The organism is Arthrobacter sp. R4-81 (assembly GCF_054792365.1).
Genome location: NZ_CP096445.1, coordinates 3,087,216 through 3,102,956 on the forward strand (window position 1 = coordinate 3,087,216; position 15,741 = coordinate 3,102,956).

Here is a 15,741-nt window from a genome sequence, read left to right on the forward strand (position 1 = left end):
ACTTCTTTCCAGGCGGAAGAGTGCTGGTCTTACTCCGTCAGGAAAAGACCAGCCCTCCTTGCGCCAAATCCTCGCGGATGGTTTCGATCTCGGCTTCGTCCGGCTCCACGAGGGGCAAACGGACAATCGAGTTGGGCAGGACTCCCTGCCATTTAAGAATTTGTTTGGCCGCGACGGCCCCTTGGACGCGGGTCATCGTTGCGCGCACCACGGGCTCAAGCTCCAGGTGGATCTTGCGTGCCGTTCCCAGGTCGTTCGCATTGACGGCGTCAATCAGTTCGCGGAAGCGGCGGGTGGCCACGTGGGTTGTGACGCCCACCAGACCCACTGCGCCAATCGCCATCCAGGGAAGGGTCAGTCCGTCGTCGCCGGAGTAAAAGAGGAGGTCCGTTTCAGCCATAACCCGTGAGGCAGCAGCGAAATCGGCTTTGGCGTCCTTGACGGCGACAATATTCGGGTGCTGGGCAAGACGGATCATTGTTTCGGGGTGGATGGGGATGGAAGAGCGGCCCGGGATGTCGTAGACCATGACGGGGACATCCGTTGATGAGGCGATCTTCTCGAAGTGTGCGCGGACGCCGCCCTGGCTGGGCTTGTTGTAGTACGGCGTGACGATCAGGAGGCCGTCAACCCCGAGGGCTGCAGCCTGCTGGGAAAGATGCACTGAATGGGCTGTGTCGTTGGTACCGGTGCCGGCAATGATGGCGGCGCGGCCTCCGACTGCGTCCTTGACGGCGCGGAACATTCCGAGGTTCTCCGCGTCAGTGAGGGTGGAGGTTTCCCCGGTGGTTCCGGTAACCACCAGGCCGTCGCAGCCGTCGTCGACCAGCTTGTTGGCGAGCTCTGCGGCCTGCTTATAGTCGACCTCACCGTCGGAAGTAAAAGGGGTGACCATAGCGGTCAGGAGGGTCCCGAAGCGGTGCGAGCGATTGTCAGAGTCAGCCATAGGAAAAACGTTACCTTGTCTGCGGCGTGTTAGAACAACGGCATCTGCGTGATGAACGTCAAACGGACTGCGAAGCGAGCGCTCTTGTGTCACTTTCCAAGGGGATTCGGAGGAGGTTCTGTTGCCGCCAGGAGGCTCCTAGACTGAGGCCATGATGCCGCAAGTCCGCTCTATACGCCTTGGTAGGGAGGTGTCGTTGGCGTGCCTGATGGAGGACCGCCAAGGGGACGTCGGTGGCCGCCCTGGTGACTTGCCTGACACCCCTCTGCTTCTTGTTCATGCCTGGACGGAATCCAGCGGCAGCTTTGATCGCTTGCGTCCGCTGCTGACGGGGCGGCGCGTGGTTGCCCCTGACCTTCGCGGGCACGGAGATTCAGACAAGACGGATTACGGCTATTCCCTGACCGAGGTCGCGGACGATCTGGCGGGACTTCTGGATGCTTTAGCGGTGTCCAAGGCCGCGGTCATCGGCTCCTCCAGCGGAGGGTATGTCGGCCAGCAGCTGGCCGTTTCGCATCCGGAGAAGGTCGCGGCCCTTGTCTTGATTGGCTCCCCGCTGAGCCTCCATGGAAGAACTGGTTTTGCCGATGAAGTTGACCACCTGACCGATCCTGTAGCTGAAGGCTGGGTGCGCGACTCCCTCTCCTGGTTCCCGCTTTTTCAGCCCGTTCCCGAGGATTACTTGGAGGACCGGGTCCGTGATGGCTGCAAGGTGCCGGCCCAGGTCTGGAAGAGCAGCCTCACTGGACTCGTTAGCGCCGTTCCCCCCACGGAGGCTGGAGAAATTCCTGTCCCCACCCTGATTCTCTGGGGCGGCAAGGACAACCTGCTTTCCCGTCAGGACGAGGAAACTTTGGCGCAGCGGATTCCGCAATCCCGGCTTCTGGTCTACGAACAGAGTGGGCACATGCTCCTCTGGGAGTTTCCGGAGCGGATTGCCTCTGACGTGAATCGTTTCCTGGCGGATCTCCCTGTCTGACACGCCTTCTGGCTGGTGGCTCTCCGACACCGCAGCCTCCGGCCAGCTGCCGATGAGGCCTGCTAATTGACGCGGTAACGTTCGATCGCACCGTGACGCAAGGTGGTGGTGAGCACCTCGGAGCCGATCCCGGCGGCCTGTTTTATAACGAGGCCGTCAGGCCCCCAGAATCCGCTGAGCCCACATGAGGTTCCGAGGTCCGTGATGCCTCCGAGATTGGCAACCAGCGTGAACATTCTGTTGTCCATGGCGCGGGCGCCCAGATGCAGACCCAGCCGGTGACTTTCGACATCGGTGTAGAGGGCAGAGACGGCATAAACATCGGCTCCCGCTTGGGCAGCAGAATCCGCGTGGGCAGGGTGCGCAGCGTCGTAGCAGATGGCGAGGGCCACCTTCCAGCCATCAACCTCGATTAACTTGACCCCATTGCCCGGCGTGAAGAGCTCCACTTCCGGCCCATGGAGCCGGGATTTGAAGGCGCGATCAATTGTTCCTTCAGGATGGATGCCGAGTGCGGCAAGCCTACGCGTACCGTTTTCCTCCGCCAACGGGGCACCAATGACTGCTGTGATTCCCGTCCGACGACAGATCTCCCTGATCGGATCCAGGCGTCTGTCATCACCGGTGATCCACTGCTGCGGCTCTTGGAGCAGCGCCAGGGAGTAGCCGATAAGTGAGAGCTCGGGAAAAATGACAAACCTGGTGCCGTGAGAAGCGGCGTCTTCAATGAGCGCCACATGTTCAGGAACGTTGGCCGCCACACCCCCGTGGAGGGCTCGATACTGGACGACTGAGACGGTCAGAGGGGAAGTCACAGCGCCAGTCTAGGTGGAACGCCCCCGGCGCCGTCCACTGTTGCCGGCACCGGCGTCCCTGCCCTCGTCAAGCGGCACGTCATCGCGCGAATCAGGCCCGCCGCAGTATCGCTGAACAGCCTCCTCCTTTAGGGACTCAGCCCACGCCGCGAGGCGTTGCGCGGCCCGGACATAATGGAAAAGCTCCGTGGGGGTCAGCGCCTCCACATCGGTCTCAGCCAGCCTCCGGGCAAGCTCAGCTCCCACTGGCTGCGCCGCCAACGCCATGCCTTCCCGGTTCCACTGGACATCCTCTGAAGACTCACCGGCGACAAGCCGCCGGAACAAGAAGTCAACGACACCGGGACTCATGGCTTTGAGGACTCCTGACGGATCGGGCTCACGCCCAGTGAAGCGAAGTTCAGGAAAATCGCGATCAGAGAGACTGCGCTCAGGAAAAACCGGCTCCATAGGACTGCTCATGCCGTTCATGCTATTCGAACATATATTCGAAAACAAGTGCCACTTCCTGGCCGCGTCCCGAGCATCGACCGGACCTGCAGGGACGGGATGTGAGACGATCGGCTCATGACCTCCCGTGGCACCGCTGCAACCAGCCGGACCATCAAGCGCGGTCAGTCAACTGGCCGGCTGGCAGGTATTGACGCAGCCCGGGGCCTGGCGCTGCTCGGCATGATGGCCACCCATTTACTGCCGACCTTCGAGCGGACCGCGGCCCTGACCCCGACGTGGGTGGGCCTGGCGTTTTCGGGCCGGGCGGCTGCGCTGTTTGCGGTGCTGGCAGGAATCGGGCTTGCCCTGTCCACAGGGAAAGAGCGCCCGCTGGCCGGGGACCAATTGTGGGCCGCGAGGCGCGGTGTGGCGCTAAGGGCGTTGGTGATCGCCGTCGTCGGCCTGTTCCTTGGGGGGCTGGAAGTCAACGTCGCCGTGATCCTGGTCCACTACGCATTATTGTTCCTGTGCGTGCTGCCATTCCTGGGAATGAGCCTGAAGCACCTTTGCATTATGGCTGGGACTTGGATCCTGGTCTCTCCCCTTGTCGCATTTATGCTGAGGCCCTGGCTCCTGTCGGCCTCCCCGCCCCTGCAGCTGGGACACAACCCAAAATGGGAGGATCTGGGGACGCCGGCCCAATTGCTGGGTGACCTGTTGTTCACGGGGTATTACCCGGTGCCCCAGTGGCTCAGCTACCTGCTGGTCGGCCTGGTCATCGGACGGCTCACCCTCACCAAAGCGGCGGTTCCCGTTCTGCTGCTGGCGGTTGGAACCGGGGTTGCCGTCGTGGCCAAGTGGTTCGGCGTGGTGATGATGAATGACTGGGGCGGCAAGGAAGCATTGCAGGACGTGATCAGGGACCCGTCGTATCCCCTGGACAGTGTGCTTCAGGTCAACCTGTCCGGCGTACAGCAGACCGGGTCGTGGTGGTGGCTCGCCTCGAGCGCTCCGCACTCGGCTACCACCTTGGACCTGCTTCACACCTCTGCAGTGGCGGCAGCAGTTGTTGGCGCGTGCCTCCTGCTGGGAAGGCTCGGCGAGTGGCTTGCCCTGGACCTTCTGCTCCCTTTGAGGGGCGCCGGAGCCATGACTCTGAGCCTTTACACAGCACACGTGTGGGTCGTCGCCGCCATGTACCGGCAAACTCTGCCACAGGGGTGGACCGAGGATGGCATGTACTTCGCCCATGCGGCCACTGCTGTGTTACTTGGCACCCTTTTCGCCATCCTCAAATGGCGGGGCCCACTTGAATGGGTTGCGCACGCGGCAAACCAAGTAGGCCGTTACGAGCCACCACGGGTCCAATAACCGGAGTCCGCGCAATAACCGCGGAACACCACCACCGAGCGGCCCCAACAGGCTCCACACGCCCGGAAACGCCCTGATAACCGAGCGCAGCGGCAGGCTAGCCGGGTATCCCTCGGAACAGCTTCACGGCATCCCTCATGGACGCCCTGGCGCGTTTACGGTCCCCGGCCGCGTCATAGGCGCAACTCAGCCGGAACCACGAACGCCAGTCCCCAGGGGCGGCCTCAGCCTCTTCGCGGTACTTCTCGAACTCGACGTCGGCCGCTTCCCTGATGATCCGACCGGCAGGCGTGCGGGGAAGGTTGTCCTCCGGCAGCCCGCCTTCGGCTTCGAGGACCTTGGCCATCTGCTCCGTACGGGCGCCGAACATCAGTTCACGGATCAAAGCCCAGGCACCTATAACGGGAAGCACCAGGTAGCCGGCACCGATGGCCTTGGCAACAAGATTGGGATCACCCAGCAGCAGGACAGAGCGCTGGAACGCGACCACGAGGTAAAAGACGAGCAGGAGCGTGACAGCACCCACCCAGATCTTTGTGCGGTTTTTTCTTAGACTCACGAGGACGTTGGCCATTGCCGCTTAGAGCCCCAGATCCAGATAGCCGTCCAGCCCCACCGTCAGGCCAGGCTTGCCGCCGACGCCTCGGACGCCGAGCAGCACCCCGGGCATAAAGGATGCCCGGTCGAACGAATCATGGCGTAAGGTCAGCTGCTCCCCCGGGCCGCCCAGCAGCACCTCCTGGTGAGCCACCAGGCCCCGCAGCCTTACGCTGTGGACCCGTACGCCGTCCACGTCGCAGCCGCGGGCCCCCTGGAGCTCCGAGGTCGTCGCATCGGGACTTGCAGAGACACCGGCTGCGTTCCGCTCGGCAGCGATCAACTGGGCGGTGCGGACTGCGGTACCCGACGGCGCATCCACCTTGTCCGGGTGGTGCAGTTCAATAATCTCCACTGACTCGAAGTACTTGGCGGCCTTGGCTGCGAAAGCGGAAGCAAGGACCGAACCGAGCGCGAAGTTTGGTGCGATAAGAACCCCGACACCAGGCTGGGCAGCCAGGAGGGTGCGAAGGGCGTCCAAGCGTTCGCCGTTCCAACCGGTGGTACCGACCACGGCATGCATCCCGTGTTCGACGGCGAACCGGACGTTTGCCTCGGTGCTCTCAGGAACAGTCAGGTCCACTACAACTGCGGCACCCGAGTCAATGAGCGAGTCCAGGGAATCCTTGCGTCCCAACGCTGCGACGAGCTTCAGGTCCGGGGCGGCTTCGATTGCCTTAACGGCTTCGGCGCCCATGCGCCCGTTCGCGCCCAGGACGGCGACTGCGAGTTGTTCGGTCATGGCGTTAACCCTACCGCCGGGCATCAGGCACCTGCGCCCACCCATTCAACAGTCCCGTCACTGAAAAACTGTTCCTTCCAAATGGGAACCTGTTCCTTGATCCTGTCCACCAGTTCCGAACACACCGCGAACGCCTGGCCTCTATGGGCCGCTGAAACGGCGCAGACCAGGGCAGGGTCGCCGATTTCCAGGGTTCCTACCCGGTGGGCGGCCCAGATCCGCACGGCTGGCCCCTCCGCGTCAGCGGAATACTCTGCAACAAGCTGCGCGACGACCTCGGTCATTACCTGGTGGGCCGTGGGGTGGGCGCTGTAGCTGAGCCGCTCAACCGCCTTGCCGCCGTCGTGGTTCCGTACCACTCCGCTGAAGCTGACCACTGCGCCGGCTGTATCCGATTCAACAGCGGCGATGGCCTGATCCACCGAAATGGGTTGCTCGCTCAAGACGGCATGTACCACCTCGAAGCCGGATTCAATGCCCATTGCTTCCCTCCAATTGATCACAGAGGTGCCCGATGACCGGATCAAGCACCGTCAATCCGTCCATAACGCCTTTCGGCGATCCCGGCAGGTTCACGATGAATGTTGATCCTGCCGCCCCGGCATAGCCGCGGCTCAACATGGCCATGGGCGTCTTCGCGCGGCCGGCCTGCCGCATGCCCTCCATGATTCCCGGGATTTCACGATCCAGCAGGGGAAGGGTCATCTCGGGGGTGAGGTCGTCGGCGTTGAGTCCTGTGCCACCGCTGGTAATGACGACGGCGGGCCGCTGGGTCAGCAGCGCGCGAATAGCCGCTCCCACGGGTTCCCCATCCGGAACCACCATTGCAGGGAAGGGCTCAAAGCCGTGTTCTGTCAACCAATCAATGATGACCGGCCCCGTTTCATCCTGGTACATGCCCGCCGCGGCTCTCGTTGAGGCGATGACGACACCGGCCTTCCGTCCGATGACGTCTCCGTGGCGATGTGGGTCGGAAGTGTTCACAGTGCCCAGTCCCCGCTCTTGCCGCCGCTTTTGGCTAGCACTTTGATGTCTGTCAGGACAGCGTGCTTGTCCACCGCTTTGATCATGTCATAAACGCTGAGGGCGGCTACCGACGCCGCCGTAAGGGCTTCCATTTCGACGCCGGTGACCCCTCGGGTCCGGACCGTCGAGAACACGATCACTGAGTCCTCTGCCAATTCGAAATCCACCGTCACTTTGGAGATGGGCAAGGGGTGGCACAGCGGAATGAGCTCAGGCGTCTTTTTTGCGGCCATGATCCCGGCCACCCGGGCAACCGCCAGGGCGTCGCCCTTGGGCAGGCCTCCGGACCCAAGGAGTGACAGCACTTCGGCGGTGCTGCGGACGGTGGCCGTGGCTGTTGCCTCGCGGGTCGTTTCGGCCTTCGCTGAAACATCCACCATCTGGGCGGTTCCGTCGCTGCGCAGATGGGTCAGAGCGGTGGCGTTGTCTTGATCGTTCACAGGATCCATACTTCCACTTCTGCGCCTTTGGCGAGCGCCGCGGTCCCTTCAGGGATATGCACCAGGGCATTGGAATGGGCCAGGGCATGGACGAGGTGGGACGACGGGCCGCCCTCGAGCCTGACCGTGCCGTCAGCGAGGAAAGTGCCCCGGCGGACCTGGTGCTTCCCTTCAGGCGAGGTGAGCGAATCCGCCAGCCGGGCCTTGACCGCCGGGCGCGCGGCCGGTGCGCCGAGCAACGAGGTCAGCACAGGCCTGAGGAACATCTCGAAGGAGACGAGGCAACTGACAGGGTTCCCGGGAAACCCCAGGAAGGGAACGCCGTCGAAGCTTCCTATACCCTGTGGACCGCCGGGTTGCATCGCGACGTGGAGAAACTCAACGTCGCGATCCTCCATGGCCTGGCGGACCACTTCGTACGCGCCCTTGCTGACGCCTCCGGTAGAAACAATGAGGTCCATCCCCTGGGAATGTTCGCGCAGCAGTGCTTGCAGTTCCCGTGGATCGTCCGTGGCGATTCCGGTGCGGGTCACATGAAGGCCGGCTTGCCTCATCGAGGCAGCCAGAAGGGTTCCGTTGGCGTCATAGATTTTCCCGGGTTCAAGCGGATTTCCAGGCTCGACTACTTCGTCCCCCGTGGTGATCAGCAGCACCGTCACCGGCGAATACACCTCCACCTCCGCCATACCCAGTCCGGCGAGGAGTCCCAGCTGTCCCGGTCCCAGATGCGTTCCCGCAGAAAGGGCCAGCTGGCCGGCAGCGACATCACTGCCAGCGATGCGGACGAAAGTCCCTGCCACCGTGGCGGGCAAGCGGACCAAAGCGTCAGCACCTGGGACGGGAAAGGAATCGGGAACTGCCCGCTCAATGGGCACGACGGCGTCGGCCCCCGCGGGCATCATGGCCCCGGTCATGATGGGGACGGCCGTTCCGGGCTCAAGGATCGATGCGCCGGCACCTGCCGGAACAGGAGCTGCCACCCGCAGTTCAGCGCCGCCCGGAGGAACGTCAGCAGTGCGGATGGCAAACCCATCCATCTGAGAATTTGGGAACGGCGGAAGGTCAAGGGGTGCGTGGACGTCGCCGGCGAGCGCCCGGCCCAGCGCCTCCAGGAGGGGGAGGCGTTCTGTCCGGCCGGAGGACGTGAGCGGTTTCAGCAGATCCTTGACTGCTGATCTGTGCGCCTCGACAGATCTGTGCCCCTCCACAGATCTGTGCCCCTCCACACTGCTGTGCCGGTGCCGGGTGGAGTCCATTGTCCTGCCTTCGGTGAGAGCTGCTACGACGTCACGACCACTCTAACCGTGTGATAGCCGGTAGCGCCGTCGGGGGCGACGGGCCGGCGTTCTTCTACCTGCACACCACCGTCAAGATCGGTTGCACGAACCTGGACCTCGTACTGCCCCGGCGTGAACTCCAGGGGCAATTGCCATTGATACCACGTATCGCGGGAAATCCCCGGGGCCAACTGGGCTTCCTGCCACTCCCCCCGGTTCACACGGAGCTCCACCTTGCTTATCCCCGTGTGCTGGGCCCACGCAACGCCGGCGAAGATGGTGGCGCCCGCCTTCACCACCCTGTCCCTAGTGGGCACATCGATCCGGGACGACATCTTGATGGGACCCCGTTCGCTCCAGCCCCTTGGAGTCCAGTATCCGACGTCGTCCGCGAACCTGGTCACCTTCAGTTCCGTGAGCCATTTGGTGGCCGAAACATAGCCGTAGAGCCCCGGGACGATCATCCGGACCGGGAACCCGTGCTCCAGTGGCAGAGGCTCCCCGTTCATGCCTACCGCCAGAAGGGAATCCCTGCTGTCCGTCAGTGCCTCCAGTGGAGTCCCCGCCGTCCAACCATCCGCGCTCCGGGACAGCACCATATCGGCGCCGCTCATGACCCCGGCCATCAGCAGCAACTCACGCACGGGCCATCCAAGCCACAAGGCGTTGCCGATGAGATTCCCACCCACTTCATTGGAAACGCAGGCGATGGTCACATGACGTTCAACCAGCGGCTTGGCCAGAAGCTCAGCAAAATTCAGCTGAACCTCCCGCTCCACCATTCCCGTGACTTTGAGGGTCCAGGCGTCGGCATCCAGCGCAGGCACCCGCAAGGCGGTGTCTATCCGATAAAAGTCGGCATTCGGCGTCACAAGCGGGCCGACTCCGTCCACGGCCACCTCGGCCCCGGTCGGGATCGGCGGAGCTGCGGAGCGCGGCGGGGGAAGGTTCAGCTTCCGCCGCACGTCATTCACCCCGACGACAGCCCCGCTCAGAATCGCTCCGAGCACGCCCCCGCCAGCCGCAAAGGCTCCTCCCCATCCAAGACCCTGCAGAAACCGGCGCCTGGAAGGCTGTCCGGAAATCCGTTCCGCCGCCTCCCAATCCCGTAGTTGCTGAATGAACCGGCGCAGGAGCACGACGCCCAGAACAGCCGCGACCAGAGGCCCGGCAAGCGCTTGTTCGCTGAATTGAGCACGGCTCAGCACTGCGAGCAATCCCACCACGCCGAAGATGCCGATCAGCCATACGCCTGCGAAACGCCGCCGCCGCTCCACGACTCCGGCCACAGCCGCAAGCGCAGCAATGATCACCATCATGCCGATCAGCAGTGCAAGCTTGTCCGCGGTTCCGAACACCGCTATCGCCCAATCCTTGACGGGCGGAGGAACGGCATCAATAACCGCCCCGCCCACCGCTGTCATGGGAGTCAGGGAGGGACTAAGGAAACCGGCTACCAGCTCGCCACCCGCCACACCTGCTCCGATGGCCACGATGCCCGCTGCAGCCGCCCATCGCTCAGGCCTTTCCATGCGAGCCTCCTTGATTTCCGTCCCCCGGCAATCCCACCGGCTTCAAGCCCTCTGCCGGTATCCGAAGGGAGAATCGGCAGCCCTCCCCCATGTTGTGCACTGTTACCGTGCCACCATGTGACCGCACAATCCCTGCCACCATGCTCAATCCGACCCCCGCCCCGCTGTATGGCGTGCGTTGATTCTCTTCAGTGCCCATGACTGTGCCGTCGTCGTGCCCGGCACGACTCCGGGCAAGATCCTTCTGCCACCCGGTCTCGAAAACGTGCTTCAGGTCCTCTTCGGCTATCCCGCCGCAGCTGTCCCTGACAGAGACCATTGCATCCTGACCCTCACGGCCAACCTCAACATGCACCAGTGAGTCCCTGGGGCTGTAAAGAATCGCATTGAGGACGAGGTTGCGGATGGCCCGACCCATCGACGGACCGTCCGCGACGGCAAGGCACTCGCGTTCCCCTCCGCCGTCGAGCGTTATATTCCTTTGGGCAGCCAACGGAGCGAGGTCCGCGATGGCATCACTGGCAAGGTCATACAGGTCCAGTGGCTCGGAAGTCAGCTGCAGGGTACCGGCCTGGATCTTGGAGAGTTCCAGGAGATCATTGACCATTCCTGCCATCTGATCCGTCTGGGAGATGATTTGGCGATGGTAGGTGTCCGGCTCCTCTGCCATTCCGTCCTCCAGCGCTTCGGCCATGGCGCGCATGCTGGCCAGCGGAGTGCGAAGGTCGTGGGAAATCCAGGAGACCAGCTCACGGCGCGATTTTTCCACGGCTGCCTCGCGCTGACGGGATTCCTCCAGTCTCTTGCTGCTCAGCTGCAGTTCGTCGGCGAGCGCTGCCAGCTCGGAGCTCATCACGGGAATGGCTGTGCCGGCCTTCTTGCCGCGGCCAAGATCACGGGCGGCGTCAGCCAGCGCGCGTGCGTTCCGTGATACCCGTGCCCCCAGCATCAAGGACATGGCTACGGCGACGACGGCGGCAATGGCCAGGATGTACCACATCACTTCGAGGTCGCGGGCGGATATGAACATCGCGTTGAAGGCACTGACCACGCCCGCCGTCAACACTGCGACGGTCGCAAGAACGGCGACGGAAATCTGAATGGCGAGGGAAGTCCGGCGCAGGGACCTGAGGACCAGCATGGAGGCACCACCGATCACGACCGCCCAGAGCAAGGCCCAGGCGACAATGCCGAACAGCTCAGCGGCCTGCATCTGCAACACCCTCGTCGCGGGCCAGTCTAGGCTCACTGTCGGCTGAGGGATCCAGCCTGTAGCCCACCCCCCAAACCGTCTTGAGGAGCGTTGGCCGGGCAGGGTCGCGTTCAATCTTTTCCCGGAGCCGCCGCACATGCACCGTGACGGTGGAAAGATCGCCAAAGTCCCATCCCCACACGGCACGGATGAGGTCCTCCCGGTTGAAGGCCTGGTTCGGCCGGCGCAGGAAGAAGGCCAATAAGTCGAACTCCCTGACAGTGAGCGTAAGAGGCCGGCCGTTATGCGTCACGGTGCGGGCCGCCGGATTGAGATCAAATCCGCCAATTTCAACGGGAGGTTCCGGAGTGAAGGCCTGGATGCTGCGCCGGAGGACGGATTTGACCCTCAGCACCAGCTCCCGGGGTGAGAAGGGCTTGGTCATGTAGTCGTCCGCCCCGGCTTCAAGGCCCAAAATACGGTCATCTTCGGTCCCCAGGGCGGTAAGCATGATGACAGGCACTTCCATGCTTTGCCTGAGCCGGCGGCATACCTCCACGCCGTCCAGGCCGGGCAGCATGCGATCCAGGATAACCAGGTCCGGATTCCGCTCGGACGCCAACCGCAAAGCGGTAAAGCCGTCCCCCGCGACGTCCACCTGGAATCCGGACTGCAGCAGATAATTCCGAACGACATCCGCGAGGATCTGTTCGTCTTCGACAAGGAGGATACGCCGATTGCCTGTTTCGGCCGGACTCCCGCTTTCGTGGGCCGGCACCGGGAACTTGGTCACGTCTTCAGCATAGGTTCGCGTTCACTGCCCGGCATCCGTTTCAGCACCTGGAGGGCCAACCGTTGGGATTCCGTAAGATCCATGGAAGTCACAGGCGTGATGGATGCCCCTCTGGTGGCGTAGCCTGATTTCATGAGTGTTCAGCTAGGCATGCCGCAGCCGCGCGAAGGTGGCTCCGGTCCGGGTGACCGGGCGACTCTGCCCCGCGCCCGTCCGGACGGTCTCGCACCCGGCCTGGTGGACCGCTACGGCCGCCGTGCCACCGACATGCGGTTGTCCCTGACGGATAAATGCAACCTGCGGTGCACCTACTGCATGCCCGCAGAAGGCCTCGAATGGCTGGCAAAGCAGGCGGTGATGACCGCAGAGGAAATCGTCCGCATTGTCCGGGTCGGCGTCGACCACCTCGGAGTCCGTGAACTTCGCCTCACCGGCGGGGAGCCCCTGGTCCGGGCCGACCTGGTCGACATCATCTCCGCCCTTCGAAAGGCACATCCGGAACTCCCCATTTCGATGACCACCAACGGCGTGGGGCTGGACAAGAAGGCCCCTGCCTTGAAGTCGGCCGGGCTTTCCCGTATCAACGTCTCCCTCGATTCGCTCCACGAAGAGACTTTCGCCCAGCTGACCCGCCGCCCGTTCCTGGACAGGGTGCTCGCCGGGGTGGACGCCGCATGGGCTGCCGGGCTGGGGCCCGTGAAGCTCAATGCCGTCCTGATGCGCGGGATCAACGACGAAGAATCCCCGTCGTTGCTCGCATGGGCACTTGAACGCGGCTACGAGCTGCGTTTCATCGAACAGATGCCTCTTGACGCCGACCACGGGTGGACCCGCCGGAACATGATCACGGCCGCGGAAATCCGCGAACTGCTTTCGGTGGATTACGTCCTGGGTCCGGACCCGCGTGCGCGGGACGGGGCTCCCGCCGAACGCTTTGAAGTACGACGGCGGGACACTGGTTCCGGTGATGCCACCGGTCCCGTGCTGGGCACTGTCGGAATCATCGCCTCTGTCACCGAGCCCTTCTGTTCAGATTGCCGCCGGACGCGCATCACTGCCGAGGGCAAAATCATGAGCTGCCTGTTCTCGCGGGAGGAGTTTGACCTCTTGGGGCTCTTGCGGGCAGGTGCCACTGATCAACAGCTCGCCGAACGGTGGCAGGACGCGATGTGGCTCAAGCCCAAGGCGCACGGCATGGATCATGTAGGACTCGACGCCCCGGACTTCGTCCAACCGGACCGCAGCATGAGCGCCATCGGAGGCTGAACCCTTGAACGTCCGTTACTTCGCTGCCGCGCGCGCCGCTGCAGGTGTGGAGGAAGAGCGCTTCGAACTCCCCGCGGGATCTTCAGTAGAGGACCTCCTCGCCGCCGTGCTCAAGGTGGAACGTCCCGAGCCGCCTGCCGGGACCCCGCCGCTGGGGCGCCTCCTGTCGCGGAGCAGTTTCCTGTTGAACGAGGTAGCTGTCCGGGACCGGTCCGTTGTGGTGAGACCGGACGACGTCGTCGATGTACTGCCGCCCTTCGCGGGCGGTTAGGCGTAGCAATCAGAGGGCGCGGTTGGTCAGTTACGCGCGGTCCAGCAGTCAGGCGCGCCGGCAGACTGACGTCATGAACGGTCGGAAATCGTGGTCATCCCGGAGCCTGAGATCGGCTGTGTGCGTCAACACGCCGTCGTCGACACGGAAACGGTGCCTTGCCGTTCCATCCTCACTGCGACGCTCAACCGTCAGTGTTCCTTCATGCCAGGAGCCGCGGGCGGGAGTCCCGGGCGGCCCTCCCATACTGTCCACGTAGTACCACAGGGTCTCGTGGTGGTCAGGGTCCACTGTGAAGACTCCGTGGCCCTCGAAGTGGGTGCCGTCTGCTTCGACGTGGCGGTAGCTCTGCACGATGGCGAAGCCTCCTGCCGCGCGTGTGAAGGTCACCTCTGCGTGGGCTGTCCGCGGCGGACTCCAGGCGGTCGCAGCGAGCTCTGTGACGCCCGTCCAGTGTCCGAGGAACACCTCCAGAGCGGAATGTCCCTTGCCGGGCTGCCCACCGTCCATGCTTCCTCCCGACTGGCGCCGCCTATGGCACCATCATCGCCACAGCAACAGACGGTGTCCAGAGCAACAGACGGTGTCCAGAGCAACAGACCGTGGCCAGAGCCGGGGTGGGCAGCAGGGGTCAGCGGCCAGTCGAGAGTCAGCGTCAAACCCAAAGGCCCAACGACGATAAGGAGTCAGAGCCCGAACGTTTCGCTTTCCTCAAATGGGCCCACCACGGTCACAGTCCGTGGAGCCGCGGCGAGCTCGCGCGCCAGCGTCTGCACTTCAGCTGCCGTCACCGACTTGATGAGGCGAAGGGTCTCATCGATGTCCTGGTACTCCCCCGAGACCAACTCGGCCCTGCCCAGCCGTGACATCCGTGACCCGGTATCTTCCAGGGCAAGGACAATTCCGCCACAGAGCTGACCCACGGCTTTACGGAGTTCGTCCTCCGAGATTCCGTCCTGGGCGAGCTTATCGAGCTCGGCGCCCAGGAGCTGGAGGACCTGCCGTACCTTGGACGGAGTGCAGCCTGCATACATGCCGAAGTAGCCGGCATCGGCGTAGGAGGAGGCAAAGGAGTACGTGGAATAGACCAGCCCGCGCTTTTCACGGACCTCCTGGAACAGCCGGGAGGACATCCCGCCGCCCAGTACAGCGTTCAGCACGCTCATGACAAACCGACGGTCGTCTGTCGCAACGATGGTGGGGCAACCCACAATGATGTTGGCCTGTTCCACCGGTCGCTTGACCACGTGCAACCCCGCGGTGCCGGTAATTTGGGCAGGGACTGTGGAGCGGCGCTGGACGGGCTCCGCGCCACTTTCGAGTTCCCAGCCCGCAACTCGCAGGGCGTCCACCACAAGGCGGCAGACGACGTCGTGATCCAGTCCGCCGGCGGCGGTAATCACCAGTTCGTCAGGGCGGTAATAGCGCCGGTAATGGTCCCAGACGGAGTCGCGGGCCACCGCCATGATTGCTTCAGGGGTTCCGCCGATGGGCCTGCCGAGGGGATGAGTTCCCAGCACGGCCGCCACAAAGTGCTCATGGGCGACGTCGGTGGGGTCGTCGCTGTCCATGGCAATCTCTTCCAGGATGACGTCGCGCTCCTGCTCCATCTCCTGGGGATCCAGGACGGCCCCGGTGATCATGTCGGCAATGACATCGATGGCCATAGGGAGGTCCGTGTCCAGCACCCGGGCGAAGTAGCACGTGCTTTCCTTGGCAGTGGCAGCGTTCGATTCCCCACCCACCTCATCAAAGGCGGAGGCGATTTCGAGGGCCGTACGCCTGCGGGTCCCCTTGAACAGAAGGTGCTCAAGGAAGTGGGTTGAACCGTGCTGGCCAGGAGCCTCATCCCGGGAACCGACCCCCACCCAGAACCCGATGGTGGCAGAGCGCTGACCCGGCATTTCCTCCGTCAGGACGCGCACACCTCCGGGGAGCACAGAGCGCCGGACCACGGCCCCGCCGTCGGCTCCATGGATCAGAGTCTCACCGGGCTGGTTCTGCTTGAGCGGCAGGGGTACGACAGTCATTAAGGCCTTTCAATGATGCAGGTCAAATCTGC

The 15,741-nt window shown here is 63.5% G+C and carries 18 protein-coding genes; 4 read left to right on the plus strand and 14 right to left on the minus strand.

Annotated elements, in window-relative coordinates; translation table 11 throughout:
• Positions 1-37: 37 nt before the first annotated feature.
• On the minus strand, positions 38-946 hold the full coding sequence (gene dapA / locus M1E05_RS14350) for a 4-hydroxy-tetrahydrodipicolinate synthase (protein WP_461163334.1): 909 nt from the start codon (positions 944-946) through the stop codon (positions 38-40).
• 151 nt (positions 947-1,097) lie between these two features.
• On the opposite strand from dapA, the gene M1E05_RS14355 reads away from it, so the two are divergent.
• On the plus strand, positions 1,098-1,925 hold the full coding sequence (locus M1E05_RS14355; protein WP_458110965.1) for an alpha/beta fold hydrolase: 828 nt from the start codon (positions 1,098-1,100) through the stop codon (positions 1,923-1,925).
• Positions 1,926-1,987: 62 nt separating this feature from the next.
• Here the strand turns inward: M1E05_RS14355 and M1E05_RS14360 are convergent, their stop codons facing one another.
• Both M1E05_RS14360 and M1E05_RS14365 read right to left on the minus strand, forming a co-directional pair.
• Positions 1,988-2,740 carry a carbon-nitrogen hydrolase family protein gene (locus tag M1E05_RS14360; RefSeq protein WP_461163335.1) on the minus strand — a complete coding sequence of 251 codons (753 nt, stop codon included), beginning with the start codon at positions 2,738-2,740 and terminating at the stop codon, positions 1,988-1,990.
• A 9-nt stretch (positions 2,741-2,749) separates the two neighbouring features.
• On the minus strand, positions 2,750-3,202 hold the full coding sequence (locus M1E05_RS14365) for a hypothetical protein (protein ID WP_461163336.1): 453 nt from the start codon (positions 3,200-3,202) through the stop codon (positions 2,750-2,752).
• Positions 3,203-3,307: 105 nt separating this feature from the next.
• On the opposite strand from M1E05_RS14365, the gene M1E05_RS14370 reads away from it, so the two are divergent.
• The gene (locus M1E05_RS14370) at positions 3,308-4,543 is read left to right on the plus strand and encodes a heparan-alpha-glucosaminide N-acetyltransferase domain-containing protein (RefSeq protein WP_461163337.1); all 1,236 of its coding nucleotides are present in this window, start codon (positions 3,308-3,310) and stop codon (positions 4,541-4,543) included.
• A gap of 97 nt (positions 4,544-4,640) precedes the next feature.
• Here M1E05_RS14370 and M1E05_RS14375 read toward each other — a convergent pair whose 3' ends face one another.
• From M1E05_RS14375 to M1E05_RS14415, 9 genes are read right to left on the minus strand one after another with little or no spacing between them, the layout of a single operon-like run.
• Positions 4,641-5,117, minus strand: coding sequence for a hypothetical protein (locus M1E05_RS14375; protein WP_458110970.1), 477 nt, complete (start codon positions 5,115-5,117; stop codon positions 4,641-4,643).
• Between the two features lie 6 nt (positions 5,118-5,123).
• Positions 5,124-5,882, minus strand: coding sequence for a 4-hydroxy-tetrahydrodipicolinate reductase (gene dapB / locus M1E05_RS14380; RefSeq protein ID WP_458110971.1), 759 nt, complete (start codon positions 5,880-5,882; stop codon positions 5,124-5,126).
• A 23-nt stretch (positions 5,883-5,905) separates the two neighbouring features.
• Positions 5,906-6,364 carry a molybdenum cofactor biosynthesis protein MoaE gene (locus M1E05_RS14385; protein WP_458110972.1) on the minus strand — a complete coding sequence of 153 codons (459 nt, stop codon included), beginning with the start codon at positions 6,362-6,364 and terminating at the stop codon, positions 5,906-5,908.
• Positions 6,354-6,866, minus strand: a complete 513-nt coding sequence (locus M1E05_RS14390; RefSeq protein WP_458110973.1) for a MogA/MoaB family molybdenum cofactor biosynthesis protein — start codon at positions 6,864-6,866, stop codon at positions 6,354-6,356. The genes M1E05_RS14385 and M1E05_RS14390 overlap by 11 nt, the downstream gene beginning before the upstream one ends.
• Positions 6,863-7,357: a cyclic pyranopterin monophosphate synthase MoaC gene (gene moaC / locus M1E05_RS14395; protein ID WP_458110974.1), complete on the minus strand. Its 495-nt coding sequence runs from the start codon at positions 7,355-7,357 to the stop codon at positions 6,863-6,865. The genes M1E05_RS14390 and moaC overlap by 4 nt, the downstream gene beginning before the upstream one ends.
• Positions 7,345-8,604, minus strand: coding sequence for a molybdopterin molybdotransferase MoeA (locus M1E05_RS14400; RefSeq protein WP_461163338.1), 1,260 nt, complete (start codon positions 8,602-8,604; stop codon positions 7,345-7,347). The genes moaC and M1E05_RS14400 overlap by 13 nt, the downstream gene beginning before the upstream one ends.
• A 23-nt stretch (positions 8,605-8,627) precedes the next feature.
• Complete coding sequence (locus tag M1E05_RS14405) at positions 8,628-10,157, minus strand: molybdopterin-dependent oxidoreductase (RefSeq protein ID WP_461163339.1); 1,530 nt, start codon at positions 10,155-10,157, stop codon at positions 8,628-8,630.
• On the minus strand, positions 10,144-11,370 hold the full coding sequence (locus M1E05_RS14410; protein WP_461163340.1) for a sensor histidine kinase: 1,227 nt from the start codon (positions 11,368-11,370) through the stop codon (positions 10,144-10,146). The genes M1E05_RS14405 and M1E05_RS14410 overlap by 14 nt, the downstream gene beginning before the upstream one ends.
• A complete protein-coding gene (locus M1E05_RS14415; RefSeq protein ID WP_458110978.1) occupies positions 11,357-12,142 on the minus strand; it encodes a response regulator transcription factor in 786 nt (261 codons plus the stop codon). Before M1E05_RS14415 ends, M1E05_RS14410 begins: the two co-directional genes overlap by 14 nt.
• Positions 12,143-12,274: 132 nt before the next feature.
• On the opposite strand from M1E05_RS14415, the gene moaA reads away from it, so the two are divergent.
• Both moaA and M1E05_RS14425 read left to right on the plus strand, forming a co-directional pair.
• On the plus strand, positions 12,275-13,408 hold the full coding sequence (gene moaA / locus M1E05_RS14420; protein WP_461163341.1) for a GTP 3',8-cyclase MoaA: 1,134 nt from the start codon (positions 12,275-12,277) through the stop codon (positions 13,406-13,408).
• A 4-nt stretch (positions 13,409-13,412) separates the two neighbouring features.
• Positions 13,413-13,679, plus strand: a complete 267-nt coding sequence (locus M1E05_RS14425) for a MoaD/ThiS family protein (RefSeq protein ID WP_458110980.1) — start codon at positions 13,413-13,415, stop codon at positions 13,677-13,679.
• A gap of 48 nt (positions 13,680-13,727) precedes the next feature.
• Here M1E05_RS14425 and M1E05_RS14430 read toward each other — a convergent pair whose 3' ends face one another.
• Both M1E05_RS14430 and M1E05_RS14435 read right to left on the minus strand, forming a co-directional pair.
• Entirely contained in the window at positions 13,728-14,189 is a 462-nt protein-coding gene (locus M1E05_RS14430; protein ID WP_458110981.1) for a DUF1579 family protein, read from the minus strand.
• Between the two features lie 176 nt (positions 14,190-14,365).
• Positions 14,366-15,709, minus strand: a complete 1,344-nt coding sequence (locus tag M1E05_RS14435) for a M16 family metallopeptidase (protein ID WP_458110982.1) — start codon at positions 15,707-15,709, stop codon at positions 14,366-14,368.
• Positions 15,710-15,741 lie beyond the last annotated feature (32 nt).